The 19,111-nt window shown below is 37.2% G+C and carries 23 protein-coding genes and 1 riboswitch; of the genes, 11 read left to right on the forward strand and 12 right to left on the reverse strand.

The features are described from left to right. Positions 1 to 20 precede the first annotated feature (20 nt). Positions 21 to 941, reverse strand: coding sequence for a Nif3-like dinuclear metal center hexameric protein (locus U860_RS0113225; RefSeq protein WP_025148895.1), 921 nt, complete (start codon positions 939 to 941; stop codon positions 21 to 23). Positions 942 to 1,066: 125 nt separating this feature from the next. Here U860_RS0113225 and U860_RS0113230 point away from each other — a divergent pair, with 125 nt between their 5' ends. Both U860_RS0113230 and U860_RS0113235 read left to right on the forward strand, forming a co-directional pair. Next, positions 1,067 to 1,390 (forward strand): iron-sulfur cluster biosynthesis family protein, encoded by a 324-nt coding sequence (locus tag U860_RS0113230; protein ID WP_025148896.1) that lies wholly within the window; start codon positions 1,067 to 1,069, stop codon positions 1,388 to 1,390. 112 nt (positions 1,391 to 1,502) lie between these two features. Next, positions 1,503 to 2,408, forward strand: coding sequence for a DMT family transporter (locus U860_RS0113235; protein WP_025148897.1), 906 nt, complete (start codon positions 1,503 to 1,505; stop codon positions 2,406 to 2,408). Positions 2,409 to 2,436: 28 nt separating this feature from the next. On the opposite strand, the gene U860_RS0113240 is transcribed toward U860_RS0113235, so the two are convergent. Continuing rightward, positions 2,437 to 2,658: a hypothetical protein gene (locus U860_RS0113240; RefSeq protein WP_000639048.1), complete on the reverse strand. Its 222-nt coding sequence runs from the start codon at positions 2,656 to 2,658 to the stop codon at positions 2,437 to 2,439. A 303-nt stretch (positions 2,659 to 2,961) separates the two neighbouring features. On the opposite strand from U860_RS0113240, the gene U860_RS0113245 reads away from it, so the two are divergent. Further along, positions 2,962 to 3,342 (forward strand): ATP synthase subunit I, encoded by a 381-nt coding sequence (locus U860_RS0113245; RefSeq protein WP_002173884.1) that lies wholly within the window; start codon positions 2,962 to 2,964, stop codon positions 3,340 to 3,342. A 514-nt stretch (positions 3,343 to 3,856) separates the two neighbouring features. Here the strand turns inward: U860_RS0113245 and pckA are convergent. Beyond that, positions 3,857 to 5,443, reverse strand: coding sequence for a phosphoenolpyruvate carboxykinase (ATP) (gene pckA, locus U860_RS0113250; protein WP_025148898.1), 1,587 nt, complete (start codon positions 5,441 to 5,443; stop codon positions 3,857 to 3,859). A 229-nt stretch (positions 5,444 to 5,672) separates the two neighbouring features. Further along, positions 5,673 to 5,795: riboswitch (SAM riboswitch) on the forward strand. 169 nt (positions 5,796 to 5,964) lie between these two features. Between pckA and metK the strand changes: the two genes are divergently transcribed. Continuing rightward, the gene (gene metK / locus U860_RS0113255; protein ID WP_025148899.1) at positions 5,965 to 7,164 is read left to right on the forward strand and encodes a methionine adenosyltransferase; all 1,200 of its coding nucleotides are present in this window, start codon (positions 5,965 to 5,967) and stop codon (positions 7,162 to 7,164) included. 43 nt (positions 7,165 to 7,207) lie between these two features. On the opposite strand, the gene U860_RS0113260 is transcribed toward metK, so the two are convergent. Next, the gene (locus tag U860_RS0113260) at positions 7,208 to 7,387 is read right to left on the reverse strand and encodes a hypothetical protein (protein WP_025148900.1); all 180 of its coding nucleotides are present in this window, start codon (positions 7,385 to 7,387) and stop codon (positions 7,208 to 7,210) included. A 6-nt stretch (positions 7,388 to 7,393) separates the two neighbouring features. Continuing rightward, positions 7,394 to 7,573 carry a hypothetical protein gene (locus U860_RS0113265; protein ID WP_025148901.1) on the reverse strand — a complete coding sequence of 60 codons (180 nt, stop codon included), beginning with the start codon at positions 7,571 to 7,573 and terminating at the stop codon, positions 7,394 to 7,396. Between the two features lie 263 nt (positions 7,574 to 7,836). On the opposite strand from U860_RS0113265, the gene U860_RS0113270 reads away from it, so the two are divergent. Then, entirely contained in the window at positions 7,837 to 8,346 is a 510-nt protein-coding gene (locus tag U860_RS0113270) for a MogA/MoaB family molybdenum cofactor biosynthesis protein (protein ID WP_025148902.1), read from the forward strand. Continuing rightward, positions 8,343 to 8,945 carry a molybdenum cofactor guanylyltransferase gene (locus U860_RS0113275; protein ID WP_025148903.1) on the forward strand — a complete coding sequence of 201 codons (603 nt, stop codon included), beginning with the start codon at positions 8,343 to 8,345 and terminating at the stop codon, positions 8,943 to 8,945. Before U860_RS0113270 ends, U860_RS0113275 begins: the two co-directional genes overlap by 4 nt. A gap of 285 nt (positions 8,946 to 9,230) precedes the next feature. Here U860_RS0113275 and U860_RS0113280 read toward each other — a convergent pair whose 3' ends face one another. The 3 genes from U860_RS0113280 to U860_RS0113290 form a co-directional block, all read right to left on the reverse strand. Continuing rightward, the gene (locus U860_RS0113280; protein WP_025148904.1) at positions 9,231 to 10,373 is read right to left on the reverse strand and encodes a glycosyltransferase family 1 protein; all 1,143 of its coding nucleotides are present in this window, start codon (positions 10,371 to 10,373) and stop codon (positions 9,231 to 9,233) included. Positions 10,374 to 10,385: 12 nt separating this feature from the next. After that, entirely contained in the window at positions 10,386 to 10,919 is a 534-nt protein-coding gene (locus U860_RS0113285; protein ID WP_002173876.1) for a phosphatase PAP2 family protein, read from the reverse strand. Positions 10,920 to 11,064: 145 nt separating this feature from the next. Further along, positions 11,065 to 11,577, reverse strand: a complete 513-nt coding sequence (locus tag U860_RS0113290) for a gamma carbonic anhydrase family protein (RefSeq protein WP_002173875.1) — start codon at positions 11,575 to 11,577, stop codon at positions 11,065 to 11,067. Between the two features lie 74 nt (positions 11,578 to 11,651). On the opposite strand from U860_RS0113290, the gene U860_RS0113295 reads away from it, so the two are divergent. Continuing rightward, positions 11,652 to 12,455, forward strand: coding sequence for an alpha/beta hydrolase (locus U860_RS0113295; protein WP_025148905.1), 804 nt, complete (start codon positions 11,652 to 11,654; stop codon positions 12,453 to 12,455). Between the two features lie 40 nt (positions 12,456 to 12,495). After that, on the forward strand, positions 12,496 to 13,560 hold the full coding sequence (locus U860_RS0113300) for a tetraprenyl-beta-curcumene synthase family protein (protein ID WP_025148906.1): 1,065 nt from the start codon (positions 12,496 to 12,498) through the stop codon (positions 13,558 to 13,560). A gap of 34 nt (positions 13,561 to 13,594) precedes the next feature. Here the strand turns inward: U860_RS0113300 and U860_RS0113305 are convergent, their stop codons facing one another. The 4 genes from U860_RS0113305 to U860_RS0113320 form a co-directional block, all read right to left on the reverse strand. Next, positions 13,595 to 14,896: a PepSY domain-containing protein gene (locus tag U860_RS0113305; protein WP_025148907.1), complete on the reverse strand. Its 1,302-nt coding sequence runs from the start codon at positions 14,894 to 14,896 to the stop codon at positions 13,595 to 13,597. A 173-nt stretch (positions 14,897 to 15,069) separates the two neighbouring features. Further along, positions 15,070 to 15,756, reverse strand: coding sequence for an amino acid racemase (locus U860_RS0113310; protein WP_025148908.1), 687 nt, complete (start codon positions 15,754 to 15,756; stop codon positions 15,070 to 15,072). Positions 15,757 to 15,885: 129 nt separating this feature from the next. Continuing rightward, entirely contained in the window at positions 15,886 to 16,458 is a 573-nt protein-coding gene (locus U860_RS0113315; RefSeq protein ID WP_025148909.1) for a class I SAM-dependent methyltransferase, read from the reverse strand. Then, a complete protein-coding gene (locus U860_RS0113320; protein ID WP_025148910.1) occupies positions 16,455 to 17,414 on the reverse strand; it encodes a TIGR01212 family radical SAM protein in 960 nt (319 codons plus the stop codon). The genes U860_RS0113315 and U860_RS0113320 overlap by 4 nt, the downstream gene beginning before the upstream one ends. A 111-nt stretch (positions 17,415 to 17,525) precedes the next feature. On the opposite strand from U860_RS0113320, the gene U860_RS0113325 reads away from it, so the two are divergent. The 3 genes from U860_RS0113325 (at position 17,526) to U860_RS0113335 (ending at position 19,107) form a co-directional block, all read left to right on the forward strand. Then, positions 17,526 to 17,789: a YtzC family protein gene (locus tag U860_RS0113325; RefSeq protein ID WP_000840865.1), complete on the forward strand. Its 264-nt coding sequence runs from the start codon at positions 17,526 to 17,528 to the stop codon at positions 17,787 to 17,789. Positions 17,790 to 17,804: 15 nt separating this feature from the next. Next, positions 17,805 to 17,954 (forward strand): hypothetical protein, encoded by a 150-nt coding sequence (locus tag U860_RS0113330; protein WP_001129340.1) that lies wholly within the window; start codon positions 17,805 to 17,807, stop codon positions 17,952 to 17,954. A gap of 391 nt (positions 17,955 to 18,345) precedes the next feature. Next, positions 18,346 to 19,107, forward strand: a complete 762-nt coding sequence (locus U860_RS0113335) for an ABC transporter ATP-binding protein (protein ID WP_002173867.1) — start codon at positions 18,346 to 18,348, stop codon at positions 19,105 to 19,107. Positions 19,108 to 19,111: the final 4 nt, after the last annotated feature.

Here is a 19,111-nt window from a genome sequence, read left to right on the forward strand (position 1 = left end):
GTAAGATACCTCTTTAAAAATTATAACCACCATTTTTCCTGCGGTAACAAAGTAATATTCACATCAAAAATTTCTTTAAACCAACCGTGCATTAATGTCTTTTTCACTAAATATTCAGAGGCAGAGTGCGATACACCGATGAGTGACATATTCGTTTCTTTAACGTAATCCATAATAAGTGAGTACTTATACTTACCGTATTCGTTATCAATATGACAATGGATTTCTCCTGTAATGTAAGCTTCAGCACCTTTTTCTTCGGCTTCTTTCATTAAAGATACGACATCACCGCAACCAGCAATAATTGCAATTTTCGTAATGGAGTCATGTTGTTTACCTTCAAAGTCTGTATACGGAATGTTGAAGAGTTTTTTTAGATGTTTTTGGAGTTTTTCTGTTGATGTTTCATCTATTTCACAAATGAGACCGACTGCCTCTTGTTCAGGACCACCTTGAGCAAATCCGTCAATTACATTAGCTTGAAGTGCCTTTGCAATTGAAATACTAGTTCCATATGTTTGATGAAAATCCATTGGACCGTGACATGTATATATAGAAAGTTGTTTTTCTTTTATTGCGTACAAATATTTCGATGGAATTGGAACAAATCCTCGCCCGGATTTCCCGAGCGGATCACCGCATTCCATCACAAGTGGATGGTGCATGAAGAGTAAATCACCTGTCATAGATTGTGAAATGAATTTTTCAAGAACATCATCTGTAGGGAAGACAGCCAAAAATACTGTGTTTACATTTTCAGCCCCTCGTATCATAAGACCATTAAATTGTTCAACAAAATTTGCTTCAAAAAATTGTTTCCACGGAAACTGGATTTGATCATATGTAGCTGGAATGAAACGACTAAAGGAACTGTCTTTTCCGTATTTTTCAATTTGGAATAAATGATTAAGCGATCGCTCTATTTCTTTTAAGGCTGGCATTGTGATTCCTCCTTTATCATTGCCATTCTAACATTTTTCTTAATTTTCTGTATACAAGAATTAAGAAAAATAGTGGTACAATATATGAATGATATGAGAAGAGAAGAGAGGATGTAGATTCACGTATGTACGTTACTGTAACAGATGCAGCATATAAAAAGATTATGGATACGATTCCAAGTGAAGCGAAATATATAAAGTTATTTTATGATAATGAAGGTTGCGGTTGTGTCATGAGCGGGATTATTGATTTAGTAGCCGTTTCAGAGAAAGATGAGCGCGATGTAAATATTGAATCAAGTGCACTAAACTTTATTGCAGATCGCACAAAGCTTGTATTTATGGATGATAAGTTAACGGTTGATTTACATGAATCTGGAGGGCATTTTCTACTGAAGAGTCCGAGCCAGTTTTATAATCCGAATATGAAGCTACATATTCGAGTATAACAAAGACAGAGAGGCGTATATGATACGCCTCTCTGTCTTTGTTTTTTTCACATAATGAAATGTACATGTGATTGAATTTTCTGTATAATTTTCTTTGCGGAGGGGATTACGCATGAGAAAATGGGGAATTGAATTATTAATTTTAAGTGTTGTTATTATATGGGGTGTCAATTATACGATTGCGAAATACGGACTTTTAGAGTTTACAGCGATTGAGTTTACGGCACTTCGAATGATGGCAGCGGCACCGTTATTGTTATTACTTACGTTCTTTATTGAAAAGTCACTTTACATGGAACGAAAGGATATACCAAGATTAATCATCGTTAGCGTTGTAGGTATTGTACTGTATCAAACGTTATTTATGGAAACTGTCAAATATACATCTGCTACAAATGCCTCTTTACTCATTTCTATTTCACCTATTTTTACAACTTTATTTGCTATTTCGCTTAAACAAGAAAAGTTTTCTTCCCGAAAGTTAATCGGTTCTATTATTGCTTGCGGTGGTACTGTGCTTGTTCTGTTGGCCGGACATTCACTTGTTAGTTCCTCTTACGGAAACGGAATTGGACTTATTACATCAATATGCTGGGGGCTTTACCCTGTTTTAGCAGGTCCTCTTATAAAAAAATATTCTGCTCTTCGTGTTACGGCATGGTCAGCAGTTGTTGGAGCAATTCCGCTTGCTGTGTTAAGTGGACCACATGTTTTTTCAATGCCATTTCATATTGCAAATGGGATGACATGGTTTGCCTTGCTTTATTCTATTTTCTTTGTAACGGTATTCGGTTTAGTTATGTGGTATGTTGGTGTACAAAAAATTGGTGCGTCGCACACGATGGTATATATGTATATTACACCGCTTATAGCGGTTTTATTTGCAGCTGTATGGGCAAAAGAATATATTTCATTACAGCAAATTATCGGTGGAATCATCATTTTCTTCGGTCTATGGTTTGTGAAGTCAGAGAAAGTAGAAGCGCAGTCTACCGTGCAAGAATCTATATCAAAATAGGAAAACAGATCACCTATGATCTGCTTTCCTATTTTTTTATTTTAGGTAAAAATACGAGAAATAAAATGGCAGTAATAAGTGGAATTAAATTAAGAAAAGGAATGCGGAAGAGTGTAATAAGAATAATTCCTGGAAGAAGAACACCGAGGACAGCATAGAAGATACTATGATTTTTCGTGTACCAATATAATGAAAGGCCAATAAGCGCAGGGACAATGAGGTGAATGAGAGCCATTAAAAAATAAATCATTAGACGCCCCCTTTATTTATGTGCTTATTACATCATATCCGTATGTTCATAGATTGATATCATTTTTTTCATAAATGGACGAAAAATGTTTTGAAAAACGTCACATTTATCGGTGATTCTATACTAGGAATCTTGTATAATATTATTTCCTAAAAACATTTTAGCAACGTAAACATTGTGTTTATGTTGTTTTTAATTTGGATGAAATAGGTATGTAAATGAATTTTTAAGTAGTATGGACTCGAACTAAGTGAGTTATATAGCTTTGTTGGATAAATAAAAACTATTGAAGAGGAGTACAGCATGATTAGTATGTCATTAAGGTCGTTTAAAATTCAAGCGTATTATCTACTAGGTATTATGTTACTAGGTTGGGCGATAACACCATTTTCAGCTCATTTTTTAGGTGCTGGAATTGGACTTATTGTAAGCATGTATTGTGTTTGGATTTTAGGAAGACGTATTGAGAAGCTTGGAGATAGCATTGTAAAGAAAACAAAGGCGCCGACACTTGGTATGTTTAATCGTTTTGCAGCTGCAATTCTTGGTGCCATTATTATGTATGAAATTGAGCACCATATGGTTATGTGGGCATTTGCAGTTGGTATTATGGGCGGTTATTTTTTAATTGTTATTAATTTAGGCTACTATAGTATGAAAGATGAAAAAGAATTAACGAAATAGATAAAAAAGCTAAAAAAGCTAAAAAAGCTTCTTTTTAGATGGAATAGAGGATCTAGCGATGGATAGAAGCGGTCAGAGCCTTTTTTTGCCTCATGCCGCGTGAGAACAGAAAGAGTAAGTGAGCGAGAAATCTGTTTATATTTTCGAAGCCTTGATTTGTATGTGAGAAAATCCAAGTATGTAAATTGAAAACTGGGTTTGGAACCTTTTCAGGTGGAATAGAGGATCTAGCGATGGATAGAAGCGGTCAGAGCCTTTTTTTGCCCCATGCGGTGTGAAAACAGAAGGCGTAAGTGAGTGGGAACTCAGTTTATGTTTTCGAAGTCGTGATTTGTATGTGGATAAATTGAAGAATATATAGAAAGAAGCCTACGTGAAAAACGTAAGCTTCTTTTTTATGTAAGTATGTGTAACCGTTAAGCCGCATTGGGTTTTGTCGGTGAGTACGCGAAACTTTGTGATTACACAATACTTATTCATATGAGTAAAGGGTTATTCAACAGAAAAGTTAAATTTAAGCGATTGGACCGCCTAAGTTAATAATATCTTCAGAAACGCTATCGAATTTTTTGAAGTTTGCTTTAAACTCGTTCGCAAGCTCAATTGCTTTCGCTTTGTAAGCAGCTTTATCAGCCCAAGTTTGCTCAGGCATTAATACTTCGTCAGGTACACCTGGAACGTGACGAGGTACTTCTAGACCGAAGATGTCGTGTTTTGCAGTTTCTGCTTTCGCAAGTTCACCGCTTAGTGCTGCTTGAATCATTGCACGAGTGTAACCTAAGTTCATGCGTTTACCAACGCCGTATTCGCCACCAGTCCAGCCAGTGTTTACTAAGAATACTTTTGCATCATGTTTCTCGATTTTTTCACCAAGCATTTCAGCATAGCGAGATGCATCAAGCGGTAAGAACGGTGAACCGAAGCAAGTTGAGAATGTAGCTTGCGGAGATGTAACGCCGCGCTCTGTTCCTGCTAGTTTACTAGTATAACCGCTTAAGAAATGATACATAGCTTGTTCTTTTGATAACTTACTGATTGGAGGCAATACGCCAGATGCGTCAGCAGTTAAGAAAATAATTGTATTTGGATGTCCTGCAACACTTGGCAGTACGATATTGTCAATCGCATGCATAGGGTATGCAGCACGTGTATTTTCTGTTAAAGTAGTATCGTTATAGTCTGCGATACGTGTTTGGTCATTAATGACAACGTTTTCTAAAACTGAACCGAATTTGATTGCATCGAAGATTTGTGGTTCTTTCTCATGAGAAAGGTTTACACATTTTGCGTAGCAACCGCCTTCAATATTGAATACACCGTTATCAGACCAACCGTGCTCATCATCACCGATTAATTTACGGTTTGGATCAGCAGATAATGTTGTTTTACCTGTTCCAGATAAACCGAAGAATAGTGCCACGTCGCCTTCTTCGCCTACGTTTGCAGAGCAATGCATAGACAGAATGTCTTGTTCTGGAAGTAAGAAGTTCATAATAGAGAAGATTGATTTTTTCATTTCTCCAGCGTATTCTGTACCACCGATTAGTACGATACGTTTTTCGAATGAAACCATGATGAATGCTTCAGAATTTGTACCGTCAACTGCTGGATCAGCTTTAAAGTTTGGTGCAGAAACAATTGTGAACTCCGATTCGTGAGTTGTTAATTCTTCTTCAGTTGGACGGATAAATAATTGATGCACGAATAAATTATGCCATGCGTATTCGTTAACAACTTGAATTGGTAGACGATAGTTGCGATCAGCGCCTGCAAATCCTTTGAATACGAATAACTCTTCTTTTTCTTTTAAGTATTCTAAAACTTTAGTATATAATTTATTAAAATGTTCTTCAGAAATCGGTTGATTCACAGCTCCCCAAGCAATTTTGTCAGCAACCGATGCTTCTTTCACAATAAATTTATCTTTAGGAGAACGTCCTGTATATTTTCCTGTTGAAGCAGAAACGGCACCAGTAGAAGTTAATTTCCCTTCATTTCGCATTAATACTTTTTCCACTAATTGCGGAACACTTAGTTGAATCTGTGCATTGCTTCCGTTCAATAATTCATGTAAACCAATTTGGACATTCACAGTACTCATAATTTATATACCATCCTTTTCATTTAATGAAATATTTCTCGTAATCCCCATCAAGAGTATAACACAATCATATAAATAATGTATACTATTTATTTGTTTTTGTTTGTGTGAATGCATTATTTCCTTATTAATATTTCTTTCTATGCTTATTGAGAAAAACTTTCAGGAAAATGTGAATAATAATTGACAAATGAATATCATTTCTTTAGTATAGGTTGGGACGGATACTCTCTTATCCCGAGCTGGCGGAGGGACAGGCCCGATGAAGCCCAGCAACCTCACTTGTGATGGTAAATAACAAGTGAATAGGTGCTAAAACCTGTGCGAGGCTAATGGTCTCGAACGATAAGAGCAAAGGGCAAAAAGCAGTATGCAAGTAGCAAATTAAACCTTTCCTCTATGTTAAGTAGGAAAGGTTTTTCTGTATGCTTGTGTGGGAGAATAAATGTATGTCGCAGTTTGTGGCAAATTAAGGATGAGTTCCGTACAATATATACAATTACTGTAGGGAGGTTTACCACATGACAAAAAAACGTCATCTGTTCACATCTGAGTCTGTAACTGAAGGACATCCAGATAAAATTTGTGACCAAATTTCTGATTCAATTTTAGATGCGATCTTATCAAAAGACGCAAATGCACGTGTGGCTTGTGAAACAACTGTAACAACTGGTTTAGTATTGGTAGCGGGGGAAATTACGACTTCTACTTACGTAGATATTCCGAAAATCGTTCGTGAAACAATTCAAGGCATTGGTTACACACGTGCAAAATACGGATTCGATGCAGAAACTTGTGCTGTTTTAACATCTATCGATGAGCAATCTGCTGACATCGCTATGGGTGTTGACCAAGCGCTAGAAGCACGCGAAGGTCAAATGACTGACGCTGAGATTGAGGCAATTGGTGCAGGAGACCAAGGTTTAATGTTTGGTTTCGCATGTAATGAAACACAAGAATTAATGCCACTTCCAATCTCGCTTGCTCACAAATTAGCTCGTCGTTTAACTGAAGTACGTAAAGATGACACATTATCATACTTACGTCCAGATGGAAAAACGCAAGTTACAGTTGAGTATGATGAAAATGGTAAACCTGTACGTGTAGATACAATTGTAATTTCTACACAGCATCATCCAGATGTTACATGGGAAGAAATCGATCGCGATTTAAAAGAGCACGTAATTAAAGCTGTAGTTCCAGCAGAATTAATGGATGGAGAAACGAAATTCTTCATTAACCCAACTGGTCGCTTCGTAATCGGTGGACCACAAGGTGATGCTGGTTTAACAGGACGTAAAATCATCGTTGATACTTACGGTGGATACGCTCGCCACGGTGGCGGTGCATTCTCTGGTAAAGATGCAACGAAAGTTGACCGTTCAGCAGCATATGCAGCTCGTTATGTTGCGAAAAATATCGTAGCAGCTGGTCTTGCTGATAAAGCGGAAGTACAACTTGCATACGCAATTGGCGTAGCGCAACCAGTATCAATTTCAGTTGATACATTCGGCACTGGTAAAGTATCTGAAGATGTATTAGTAGAACTAGTTCGTAACAACTTCGATCTTCGCCCAGCTGGTATTATTAAAATGCTAGACTTACGTCGCCCGATTTACAAACAAACAGCAGCTTACGGACACTTCGGACGTACTGATGTAGATTTATCATGGGAACGTACAGACAAAGCAGCTGCTTTAAAAGAGCAAGCTAGTCTATAATATATGAAAAAAAGCTTTGCGCGGTGTGAGCGCAAAGCTTTTTTTATTTGGTTTCATTTACCACTTGAATGCATGAACTACAATACACTTCACCGTCTAGTTCAATATACTTTTTCATATTTGTCATTCCATTTGCCGGAAATGGTATATGAACCCATGCTTTTTCATACGTTTGTATTTCTTTTTTGCATGATTGACAAACGGTTGGCTTTTTATGAAACATGCGAGATCACCCTTTCATTTGACGTGCTTTGCCCGCGCAAAATGCACTACATAGTAAAAAGAGTGTTGCGAAAATAGTGCTCATTAATGTAGCGTATGGGATTGCACCTTTCAAGGAAAATCCGACAGTGATGGAAGCGATAAATAAGAGAATAAATGTTGTTGTTAATTTTTTATAAAGTTCCATAATGTGTGAACCTCCAAATTATTTTTTAATGTAAGTTTTAAAATGAAATTTACTATGTAAAAAAGATAAGGAGCATTAAATAGTAGTTAATGATGCGAGAGCTAGGAGTATAAGACATGGGATAGACAGTATAATCTCTCATTTCCTTTTTATGGTTGTATATACTTATATTGTATCATGACGTATCAGTGGCTTCATACATAATTGTGTAAAGGTATGTATGATAAAATGAAGAAAAGTCTTTAAGGAAGGAAGGATACAAAATGAGCGCAATTGAACATAAAAAACAAGCACCAAAAGAGGTACGCTGCAAAATTGTTACGATTTCTGATACGCGTACGGAAGAGACTGATAAGAGCGGACAATTATTACATGCATTATTAATAGAAGCGGGACATAAAGTGACTGCTTATGAAATTGTGAAAGATGATAAAGAAAGTATTCAGCAGGCTGTGTTAGCTGGTTATCATCAAGAAGATGTTGATGTTGTGCTAACGAATGGCGGTACTGGTATTACGAAGCGTGATGTAACGATTGAGGCAGTGTCAGCGTTATTGGATAAAGAGATTGTTGGATTTGGTGAGCTGTTCCGCATGATTAGTTACTTAGAAGATATCGGAAGTAGTGCGATGTTAAGTAGAGCAATTGGCGGTACAATCGGGCGTAAAGTAGTCTTTTCGATGCCAGGGTCTAGCGGAGCTGTCCGTCTTGCGATGAATAAATTGATTTTGCCTGAATTAGGTCATATTACATTTGAGCTGCGCCGCCAATGAAAAGGTGTACTGGAATTGTATTAGCAGGAGGCATGTCGAGTAGATTCGGAGAACCGAAAGCGTTAGCGATTTGGAAAGGGACTACTTTTGTTGAGCATATTGTGAAAGTAATGGAAAGTACTTTGCAAGAAATTGTAGTCATTAGTCATGTTGATATAAAAGAGCGATTGGAGCAATTAATACAAGTTCCTGTTATAGAAGACATTCCGCACTATAAAGGGAACGGGCCGCTTGCTGGAATTGTATCAGGAATGGAATACATAGATTCAGACTGGTATATCATAATGCCTTGTGACGCGCCGAATGTTTCAAAAGAATGGTTTGCAATTTTAATAGAGCAAACGAGCGATGAGTATGATGCGATCGTTCCTATAATTGAAGGTAGAAAACAGCCGCTATTGGCAGCGTATCATAAACGAGTTAAAGGGAAAATTGATAAACTGCTTCAGGAAGAAAAAAGAAGTATGGGACAGCTTTTATCACAATGTAATGTGAAATATGTTACCGGAGAAGATGTGCAAGCGAATTCGTATTGGTTTATAAATGTGAATACGAAAGAAGAATATGTACAGGCTCAAAAAGACCTTTCAAATGAATGAAAGGTTTTTTGATATACAGAAATTGGGGAACAATTGCTGTATAAAGGTATGTGAGTAAGTTGATTTTAAGGGGGATTTCTTAAAATCATTATACAGTAAAAATACTATATAACCATATATTAATTTTTATGGGTTTTTATTACAAGTCTGTTTAGTTATGTATGATTCTGTTATAATGGCTATAGATACAAGATTATGTTTCACCTTATGTATCATTTATTAAACTAAAATTTACGATTGTGTAGTAAACTCCCTACGGTTCATTGTAGGGAGTTTATTTTATAATTAAGCTAGTAGCTCTGCCTTGTTTCGGTGAAGGACTTCCTCATATTGGTTAAGTAAATTAAGAAAGATTTCATCCCAACTTTGTGATTTCGCATAAGACGAGGCGGCTAAACCCATTTGTTTCAATTTTTCTTCATTGTTTAATAAATAATAAATAGATGATAAAAAGGAGTCCTCATTTTTTGGATCACATAGAAATCCAGTTTTTTCATCTTTAATAATATTTTTAACTCCACCACTATTCGCACCAATGACAGGTGTACCACATGCGAGTGATTCAAGTACGACGTTCCCAAATGTTTCAGTAGCAGATGGAAATACCATCAGATCGGAAGAAGCATAGGCTTCAGCCAAATCCTCACCTTGTAAATATCCAGTAAAGGTTACATTTGTTTTTGGAACATTTTCATGCAAGATCTTTGCAAGAGGGCCATCTCCAGCGATGAGCCAATGAACATCGTTACGTTCTTTATTGGTCATATGAATAAGTGTTTGAAGAGTGTCGATATCTTTTTCAGGAGCAAGGCGTCCGACGTAGGAAAGAATATAGTCCGCTGTAATATTATATTTTTTTCGGAATAGGTCTTTATTGTAAGTTGGATGAAAGAGAGAGCAATCTACACCGCGTCCCCAAATATAGAGATTTTGAAATCCTTTATTCTTTAATTGATGTAATGTTTCAGGGGAAGGAACAAAGTTCTTTTGCATATGGCTATGAAACCATTTTAAATAGTTCCATAGCATAGTGGAGAGAAATTCAATTTTATAATAACGTAAATAGGCGTCAAAATCAGTATGATAAGAACCGACAACTGGGATGTTTAATCTTTTTGCATAATATAACCCACAAAGTCCCATGTTGAAAGGTGTGGCAATGTGAATGATATCAGGTTTAAAAGCAAGAAGTTCCCGTTTAATGCGCGGAGTAGGAAAAGAAAAGCGGCATTCTGGATATAATATTGTTAACGGGAGACTTCTCATTTTGTTCACATTCGCTACGAAATTATCTTCAGCCGTATGCTGAGGGGCGAAAACAGAATAGGCGATATTTTCTTTCTGAAAATAACGTGTTAACCGTGCCAATGTTTTCGCGACACCGTTGACTTGTGGTGTAAATGTATCGGTAAATACGGCGACTCTCATCATATCGCTCCTTTACGTGAAAAGTGGAATGAATTGATAAAAAGAGATGATGCCAGAGCAGGTGCCAAGGCACATACCTACAAATACATCTGATGGATAATGAAGCCCTAAATAAATACGGGAGATACCGACGCATAGTGCTAGTGGCAGTAGAAAAATAAGTAAGCTTGGGTTATAGCAAATAAATGGAACGAAAACAGAGAAAGCAGCTGTCGTATGACCAGATGGAAAAGAATGATCTTTTAAAGGATGTACTGGATATTTCGCATCTTGAATTGTTAAATAAGGGCGTTTTCTTGGGTACCATTTTTTTAATATTTGTACGGGAATATGGCTAATTGCTAAAGAAATGGCAGTTGCAATTGCAGCTTGATATAGAGCGCCTTTTGCAAACAATAAAAAGGAAAGTGTAAGCGCGATGGAGAAGCTTGCACCACCGATATGAGTAATGTTACGGAAAAAGATATTTAATGTTTTTTGATCAAAGTAGCGGTTAATTCCTTTGAAAATGTAACATTCTATTTTATATAATTCACTGACCTTCATGAGATTTTTCCTCCCTCATTTACATATATATGGAGATATTAGCTCCTATTCTAATAAGGTTTTGTTGAGGGAATAATAATGTTTTGTAAAGAAAAAGTTAGATTTTTTTATGAAAAAAGCTGCCAGTCTTATGGCAGCGATAAAATTATTTTTGTAACGATTTATAATATTGTCCTTTTTCAACGTATTGTGTGCGGATACGTTCCATATCTTTACGGTCTTCTTCTGTTAATTCGCGAATGACCTTCGCAGGACGACCGAAAGCTAACGTATTAGGAGGGATTTTCTTTCCTTGTGAAACGAGACTTCCAGCACCGATGAAAGCTCCTTCACCAATTTCAGCACCATCTAATATGATAGATCCCATTCCAATTAAAGCATCTTTTTCAATTTTGCAGCTATGTAAAATAACTTGATGCCCAACTGTAACATCATCTTCTAAAATAAGAGGATACTGAGGGCTTTGGTGAAGCGTACATTGATCTTGCACATTTACTCTATTTCCAATCATCGTTGGTGATACATCACCACGAATGACTGTATTAAACCAAATACTAGATTCCTCACCAATTGTCACATCGCCTGTAATAGTAACATAGTCAGCGATAAAAGCACTACTCGCAATTTTTGGATTTTTTTCTTTGTAAGGATATATCATGTAAAGCCTTCCTTTCCTAGAGACTAATTTTAGTGTATCAAATTATGAAAAAGAGTGAAATGGAGGAGTTTCGTATGTGGAACTATGAAGCGGAAGAAGCGAAAGCCGTCATTATTATAGTGCATGGTGCTATGGAATATCACGGGCGTTATGAAGCAGTTGCAGAAATGTGGAATCATATCGGTTATCACGTCGTTATGGGAGACCTTCCAGCACACGGAACAACTTCAAGAAATAGAGGACATATCGATTCATTTGATGAATACATAGAGGAAATAAAGTTATGGGTGAAAGAAGCAAGAAAGTATAGATTACCCATTTTTTTATTTGGTCATAGTATGGGAGGACTTGTCGTTATTCGTATGATGCAAGAAACGAAAAGAGAGGACATAGATGGAATCGTACTAAGCTCGCCTTGTTTAGGCGTATTAGCTGCACCTTCCGCTTCGCTTCGTGCAGCTTCGAAAATATTAAATGTTGTTGCCCCGAAGTTACAATTTGCAACAAATCTCACTGTAGAAATGTCAACTCGCAATCATGAAGTGAGAGATGCGATGGAAAATGATTCATTGTTCTTGCGCAAAGTATCAGTACGTTGGTATAGTGAGTTGATTAAGTCTATCGAGATTGCTCATGAGAAAATAGATAAGTTTCCAGATGTTCCGCTCTTGCTAATGCAGGCATGTGAGGATAAACTTGTAGATAAAACACGTGTCCGTACATGGTTTGATAATGTTAAAATTAGTGATAAGGCGTATAAAGAATGGCCTAATTGCTATCATGAGTTATTAAATGAGTATGAACGTGATGAAATTTTGAATTATATTCAGTCATTTACTGAAATGCATGTCAATAATATAGTAAAACCAAACAAATAAATCATTATTTGTACATTTAATAGAGGAGATGAAGGAAGAAGTGAACGTACCGAGTAATCCCATAACGCTCATGGCGAAAGTATACCGTGATGTGTTTCCGGTTGTACACCATGAGCTAGCGATGTGGAAAGAGCGTGCCTACCATATTCCGAATGACGAGCTTCATAGTCAGGCAATCGCAAGTATTGAGCATAAAACGTTTCATTGTGAGGGCGGTGGCATTTTAGCGTTATTAGCAAATGAACACCGAGAGGAATGTATTCGTTTTATCGTAGCGTATCAAACGATTAGTGACTACTTAGATAATTTATGTGATCGTAGTACATCACTTGATCCGAAAGACTTTGCGGCTCTTCATGAGTCGATGTTAACGGCGTTAAGTCCTGAAGTTGAAGGGGGCGGTAATTATTATCGTTACCGTGATGATCAAGATGATGGTGGTTATTTAGACGAACTTGTTGAAACATGCCAAGATGTTTTAAAGAAAACGAAGCACTATGAAAAAATTGCTCCTATTCTTCATGAGCTTGCTTGTTATTATTGTGATTTGCAAATTCATAAACATGTGAAATTAGAAGAAAGGGAACCACGTCTAAAAACATGGTTTGAAGCTCATAAAGAAAATTTACCACCGATGAGCTGGTTTGAATTTTCGGCGTGTGCAGGATCAACGTTAGGAATCTTTTGTCTTGTGGCATATGCATTTCATGATGAATTACATGACGAAGATATTGCGAAAATTAGACAAGGGTATTTCCCGTATGTACAAGGACTTCACATTTTACTTGATTATTTCATCGATCAAGAAGAAGACCGTATCGGTGGAGATTTGAATTTCTGTAGTTATTATGAAAACGAACAAGTAATATTAGAACGCATGAAGCACTTTGTAGAAAAAGCAGAAAAGAGCATTGGTGATTTGCCTCATGCGAAGTTTCATCGTCTTATTAGCCGAGGTTTACTTGGTATTTATTTATCAGATCAAAAAGTATCCGCTGAAAAGAATATGCAAAAAATGGCACGGCGCATTGTAAAGTACGGGGGACTGACTTCACGATTCTTCTATTGGAACGGGAAGATGTACCGAAAGAAAATGGCGCAGTGATGAAAAAAACCACTCAGGGAGAGTGGTTTTTTTATTATGATCGTATTTTTGAAAATACGTATATGAGAAGTTCAATTGTGAAGATAACTAAAACAGATAGTCCGAATAAAGGCATGACGGAGCCTAGTATAACCATCATGATAAAGAAAACGAATACGCTTTTCTTATCTCTTTGCTTTGGAGGTGCTGCTAATTTTCTTTTCGGTTTTCTTGCTAACCACATTTTTATTCCGTAATAAATGAGAAGTAATAAAGATAATGTCGTTAATAAGCATAATATTTTATTAGGCCATCCGAATAAATGTCCTTCATGAAGAGGGATACCGTAAGAGAACCATTTTGCAAATAATCCGTAGTCATGATAGTCTGTTTTTGAAATAAGCTCTCCACTATACTGATCAAAGTAGGCAGTAATTTCTTCATTCGGTGCTACGTGCATGCCTGTAATACCAGAACCACTCGATTTCGAAACAGTGAATACAGCTTTCGGATCAGCTGGTAGTGAAATAACATATGGCTTCTTTATTTGAATCCCTTTTTGTAACTCATCAACTGATATTCCTTTCTGTTCATTCGAGTTAGACTCAGGAGGAGTTTCCTGTCTTGTTGCCCATGGTAATTCTTTAAACTTTGATTCAGGTGGTGACATATATAACTTCGGATATCCGAGTGATTCATTTGACGTTGCGATTTTATAAATTTGATTGCCCATAAATCCTGACCAAGGTAATCCAGTTGCGACTAGCAGAACGAGAGGAATTGTAAATATAATACCGATAATAGAATGACGTCGTTTTGCTCGTTCGCGTTTATTGGATGATGGCGTGTTTTTAAATTGGCGTATACTCATATACAACCCAGTTACAATTAAAAAGATTGTCCAGCATGCAGCGAGTTCTACTAAATAATTGACAACTGTACCGCCGACTAAGAGGGAACTATGCAATTCACGCATAATATTGGCAAACGTTTCACTTGCGTTTTGATCCCCGACAATTTGATTGTTGCTATCTAAATACACATATTTTTGTGTTCCTGTATATTCATTTGCGATTGTGAGCCTCGTATTGTAATCTCCATTAAACTCACTAATTTTCGTCACGTTATAATGTGGATACTTTTTCTCTGTTAATGAAATAGAATCAGCCATCGAAATAGATTCTGTCTGTGCGCTCTTCCCAAAATATAAATCTTTATAGATGAAATCTTCAACTTCCTCTCGAAATAAATACCCAATCCCGCTCAGTGACAAAGTAATAAGAAGCGGCGTAATAAAAAGCCCAGCATAAAAATGCCATCGCCAAAAAATGTAATGAAGCGAACGATTCAGTTTCATACTTCAGTTCCCCTAACCTTCCCTATATGAATAAATTACTTATTTAATATAGCGAGATTAAGTGTGATTACTTTGAAAGAATTGTGAAAAAAGTTAAAAGTTTTAGGGGAAGGATGGGTCGATTGGTCGAATTTCGTCGGTAAATCGATATGTCAGGAAAATCGTTGATATATTTATCGGCGCGATGTAAAAGTGCGATTGTTGCGGGATAAATACATCCTAACAACGGCATTAGCAAGACATTGAGAGGAATCTACAAAATCTTCATTTGCAACTACATTCAAATCAGTGCATGCGATAATAGCGGTATCTACTTTATTTTTTAAATGTAAAACGAGCGCACTCCATAATGTGCGAGCTTCTTCAACTTTCCCACATTTAATACAAGTAATAATTTGATTAATCATTTCCTGCCATTTTTCATTGTGAATGTACTCTATATCACGCTTTGTAATCCCATCTTGATAAATCCCCGCTTGAACAGTAGCTTGCGTTGCAAGAAGAGCGACTCTTTTCGTGTTATCAGGAATTGCTTTTAACGTCTCATCGACTATATTCAAAATAGGAATGGAAAGAGAATGCTGTAATTCCTTGAAATAAAGATGCGCCGTATTGCAAGGCATAGCGATAAAGTCTACTCCAGTACTTTCAAGTTTTTGTGCCCCTTCAATAATCGCTTTTTTCATCGCCGCATGATCAATGGGGCGATCCATATAAAACGGTGTTGGGCACGAATAAATCATCATATGAGGAAAGTCCATATCATGCTTTGCTCCGTATATTGTTTGGCATTGTGCTACAACTGTATCGACGAATGGTCCAGTTGATTTTGGACCCATTCCTGCTAGTATTCCAATCATCGTTTAGTCCCCTTTAATATTGTATATATCCATTATATAGGAGAATAAGAAAAAGACGTGCAGTGAATGCACGTCTTTTTTTGTTATGTTTTGTTGAAGAATCGATATATCGAAAAAATCGTTGATATCTTATCGCTTCTCAATCGCCACAATAAATGGCGGGTTATTTTGCTGGTTAATGAACCCGTATCTGAGTACGTGAGCTTGTTTTTGGTCTAGTTCTTCTGCAAATTTGAGAACAGCGTCGCGTTCTACTTGTCCTTCTGGGTGTCCGTGATAAATGACAAGGACAATGATACCTTCAGGTGCCATTACTTCTAATAGTTGTTCGATGGCCGAGATTGTTGAGTTTGGCTTTGTAACGATGTGCTTGTCACCGCCTGGGAGGTAACCTAAGTTGAAAATTGCTCCTGTTACTTTTCCTTTTGCATCTTTCGGTAGTACGGATAAGAGTGTATCGTGACTATCGTGAACTAAAACAGTACGTTCGAAAAGCTCTTTTTCTTTTAGGCGGATAGTAGAGCTTTCAATCGCTTCTTTTTGAATATCAAAGCCAAATACTTTTCCGTTATCTCCAACGATTTCAGCTAGGAAACAAGTGTCATGTCCATTTCCAAGTGTTGCATCTACTGCATAATCGCCTTCTTTAACAGCCGTTTGCAGCAGTGTGCGTGCAAACGGTAATACGCGTTCTAATTTCATTGTTGTTTCTCCTCATTTGCATATTTTCCTTGCCAGCTTCCGCGGCGTACAAATTCTGCATCGATGGAATTTAATACTTCCCATTTATTTAAGCTCCACATTGGGCCGATCATTAAATCGGGCGGACCGTCACCTGTGATGCGGTGCACAATTACGTCTTCGGGAATGATTTCAAGTTGATCGACAACGAGACTTACGTAATCTTCAAGTGAAAGGAATTCTAATTGTCCTTTTTCATATTGCTTCACCATTGGTGTTCCTTTTAATAAATGAAGCAAATGGATTTTAATTCCTTGTATGTCAAGCTTTGCTACTTCACGAGCTGTTTCCATCATCATGTCGTAATTTTCAAGTGGAAGACCGTTAATAATATGAGAGCAAACTCTAATACCGTGCTTGCGTAATTTATTAACACCTTCTACATATGATGGATAATCGTGAGCACGATTAATAAGATTTGCAGTGCGCTCATGAACAGTTTGTAGTCCGAGTTCAACCCAAAGGTATGTGCGTTTATTTAAGTCAGCTAAATATTCAACAACATCGTCAGGTAAGCAATCTGGACGAGTCGCAATAGAAAGACCGACAACGTCTTTTTCTGCTAGAAGCGGTTCGAATTTTTCTTTTAACACTTCAAGTGGGGCGTGAGTATTTGTGTACGCCTGGAAATAAGCGATACATTTTCCGTCTTTCCACTTTGAGCGCATTTTTTCTTTCATTTCATGATATTGCGTTATAACATCATCGCGGCGATCCCCAGCGAAGTCACCAGACCCAGCAGCACTGCAAAATGTACAGCCACCGTAAGCGACTGTACCGTCACGGTTCGGGCAATCGAAGCCAGCATCTAATGAAACTTTAAAGATTTTCTCACCAAATTCATTTCGTAAGTGATAATTCCATGTATGATAACGTTTATTGTCGTTTGTATATGGAAAAGGGTTTTGAACCTTCATTACTTTCCCTCCTAAGACGAGTCAAAATGAAACAAAATCCATTATAACATACTCATAAGGTTCATATGGAAGGGACACACTAAAGGAGAACTGAAGCAAGGAGGGACAAGTATGGCAGAGCGTCAATCACTTGAATCGTATATTACACAAGCTGAACAAGCGGTGGAATATGCAAAAGAACAATTAGATCTTGGTATGAGACAAGAGCATTACAATACGATGGAGTATTCGGATGCTCAGTTGCAATTAGAACAAGCATATAATGACTTACAAACGATGCAGCAACATGCGAATGATGAGCAACGTGAGCAGTTAAATAGAGCACGTATGGCAATTCGCCAATTGCAACATCAAATGATTATTACGCCGCACTAATAAGGAGTGAATGTAATGGCGAAACGTTCAGATCAAAATAACCCAGAGCAAAAAACGCAAAATGGACATAACGCTGAGTTTTCAAATGAACTTGATCCGATTGTTCAGGTGAAACAACGTAACAGTAAAAAAGGACAGCCTCAAAAATCAAAACAATCAGAGTAAACCAGGTCGCAGTATGACCTGGTTTTATTTTGCCCCGCTATTTGCGGGCAGTAAGACTCCTACATCAAAATTCGGCGAATGTGAGGTAGTTAGTGGGAGTCGGGCTACCTGTAAAAGCCTGATTGGTGTGGGCTAATAATCAGTGGGGGATGAACAAAAACCCCACTGATAAAAGTTTCACTTTATTAGGTTAGTTTTTGTCGGTAAATCGATATATTTTAAAAATCGTTAATGAAGGAAATGAATTTGTTTTAAAAGGATAAAAAACTGAGCTTACACGCTCAGTTTTTTTTCTTACAAAAGTGTAAGGTAAATGTAATGTTAACAAATAGCAGTTCACCTCTAAAAGGCGCAAAATAGGTAATGGAAAAACAAGCGTAGGAGGATATATATGACGAAACCAGTTGTAGACGTGAAAAACGTTCAAAAAGTGTACGGTAAAAAAGGTGAGAACCAATCACATGCGTTAAAAGGTGTATCATTCTCAATTCAAGAGGGTGAGTTTGTTGGTATTATGGGACCATCTGGTTCTGGTAAAACGACATTATTAAATGTAATTTCAACGTTAGATAAAGCAACAGGCGGCGTTGTTGAAATTGCGGGTACGGACATTACGAAAATGAAGCAAGGTGAGCTTTCTGATTTCCGTTCGCAAAAATTAGGATTCATCTTCCAAGACTTTAACTTATTAGAGAACTTATCTATTTATGAAAACATTGCACTTCCACTTTCCCTTCAAGGTGTTCCATCACGTAATATTGGCCCGAAAGTAGAAAAGGTAGCGGATATGTTAGGGATTTCGGAAATTCTTCAAAAGTATCCATCTGAAGTATCTGGTGGACAAAAACAGCGTTCAGCAGCAGCGCGTGCACTTGTGCATGAGCCGGCAATTATTTTAGGGGACGAGCCAACAGGAGCTCTTGATTCTAAAAATGCAGCAAGTTTACTTGATGCGATGACAAACTTAAATGAAGAACAAGGTGTATCAATTATGATGGTTACGCATGATCCATATAGTGCAAGTTACTGTCAACGTATTTTATTCATTCAAGATGGTGAGCTATATAAAGAAATTCATCGTGGTGGTACGCGTGAAGAGTTCTACAAAGAAATTTTAGATGTGCTTGCAGACATAGGCACACAAAAAGCGTAAGAAA

It is taken from the genome of Bacillus sp. H1a, from assembly GCF_000633475.1.
In the GTDB taxonomy this organism is placed as follows: Bacteria; Bacillota; Bacilli; order Bacillales; family Bacillaceae_G; genus Bacillus_A; species Bacillus_A paramycoides.

What these genes read in the sequence shown, in the direction of transcription:
- U860_RS0113225 (WP_025148895.1), bottom strand. Translation starts at nt 941, where the DNA reads ATGCCAGCCTTAAAAGAAATAGAGCGATCGCTTAATCATTTATTCCAA.
- U860_RS0113230 (WP_025148896.1), top strand. Translation starts at nt 1,067, where the DNA reads ATGTACGTTACTGTAACAGATGCAGCATATAAAAAGATTATGGATACG.
- U860_RS0113235 (WP_025148897.1), top strand. Translation starts at nt 1,503, where the DNA reads ATGAGAAAATGGGGAATTGAATTATTAATTTTAAGTGTTGTTATTATA.
- U860_RS0113240 (WP_000639048.1), bottom strand. Translation starts at nt 2,658, where the DNA reads ATGATTTATTTTTTAATGGCTCTCATTCACCTCATTGTCCCTGCGCTT.
- U860_RS0113245 (WP_002173884.1), top strand. Translation starts at nt 2,962, where the DNA reads ATGATTAGTATGTCATTAAGGTCGTTTAAAATTCAAGCGTATTATCTA.
- pckA (WP_025148898.1), bottom strand. Translation starts at nt 5,443, where the DNA reads ATGAGTACTGTGAATGTCCAAATTGGTTTACATGAATTATTGAACGGA.
- metK (WP_025148899.1), top strand. Translation starts at nt 5,965, where the DNA reads ATGACAAAAAAACGTCATCTGTTCACATCTGAGTCTGTAACTGAAGGA.
- U860_RS0113260 (WP_025148900.1), bottom strand. Translation starts at nt 7,387, where the DNA reads ATGTTTCATAAAAAGCCAACCGTTTGTCAATCATGCAAAAAAGAAATA.
- U860_RS0113265 (WP_025148901.1), bottom strand. Translation starts at nt 7,573, where the DNA reads ATGGAACTTTATAAAAAATTAACAACAACATTTATTCTCTTATTTATC.
- U860_RS0113270 (WP_025148902.1), top strand. Translation starts at nt 7,837, where the DNA reads ATGAGCGCAATTGAACATAAAAAACAAGCACCAAAAGAGGTACGCTGC.
- U860_RS0113275 (WP_025148903.1), top strand. Translation starts at nt 8,343, where the DNA reads ATGAAAAGGTGTACTGGAATTGTATTAGCAGGAGGCATGTCGAGTAGA.
- U860_RS0113280 (WP_025148904.1), bottom strand. Translation starts at nt 10,373, where the DNA reads ATGAGAGTCGCCGTATTTACCGATACATTTACACCACAAGTCAACGGT.
- U860_RS0113285 (WP_002173876.1), bottom strand. Translation starts at nt 10,919, where the DNA reads ATGAAGGTCAGTGAATTATATAAAATAGAATGTTACATTTTCAAAGGA.
- U860_RS0113290 (WP_002173875.1), bottom strand. Translation starts at nt 11,577, where the DNA reads ATGATATATCCTTACAAAGAAAAAAATCCAAAAATTGCGAGTAGTGCT.
- U860_RS0113295 (WP_025148905.1), top strand. Translation starts at nt 11,652, where the DNA reads ATGTGGAACTATGAAGCGGAAGAAGCGAAAGCCGTCATTATTATAGTG.
- U860_RS0113305 (WP_025148907.1), bottom strand. Translation starts at nt 14,896, where the DNA reads ATGAAACTGAATCGTTCGCTTCATTACATTTTTTGGCGATGGCATTTT.
- U860_RS0113310 (WP_025148908.1), bottom strand. Translation starts at nt 15,756, where the DNA reads ATGATTGGAATACTAGCAGGAATGGGTCCAAAATCAACTGGACCATTC.
- U860_RS0113315 (WP_025148909.1), bottom strand. Translation starts at nt 16,458, where the DNA reads ATGAAATTAGAACGCGTATTACCGTTTGCACGCACACTGCTGCAAACG.
- U860_RS0113320 (WP_025148910.1), bottom strand. Translation starts at nt 17,414, where the DNA reads ATGAAGGTTCAAAACCCTTTTCCATATACAAACGACAATAAACGTTAT.
- U860_RS0113325 (WP_000840865.1), top strand. Translation starts at nt 17,526, where the DNA reads ATGGCAGAGCGTCAATCACTTGAATCGTATATTACACAAGCTGAACAA.
- U860_RS0113330 (WP_001129340.1), top strand. Translation starts at nt 17,805, where the DNA reads ATGGCGAAACGTTCAGATCAAAATAACCCAGAGCAAAAAACGCAAAAT.
- U860_RS0113335 (WP_002173867.1), top strand. Translation starts at nt 18,346, where the DNA reads ATGACGAAACCAGTTGTAGACGTGAAAAACGTTCAAAAAGTGTACGGT.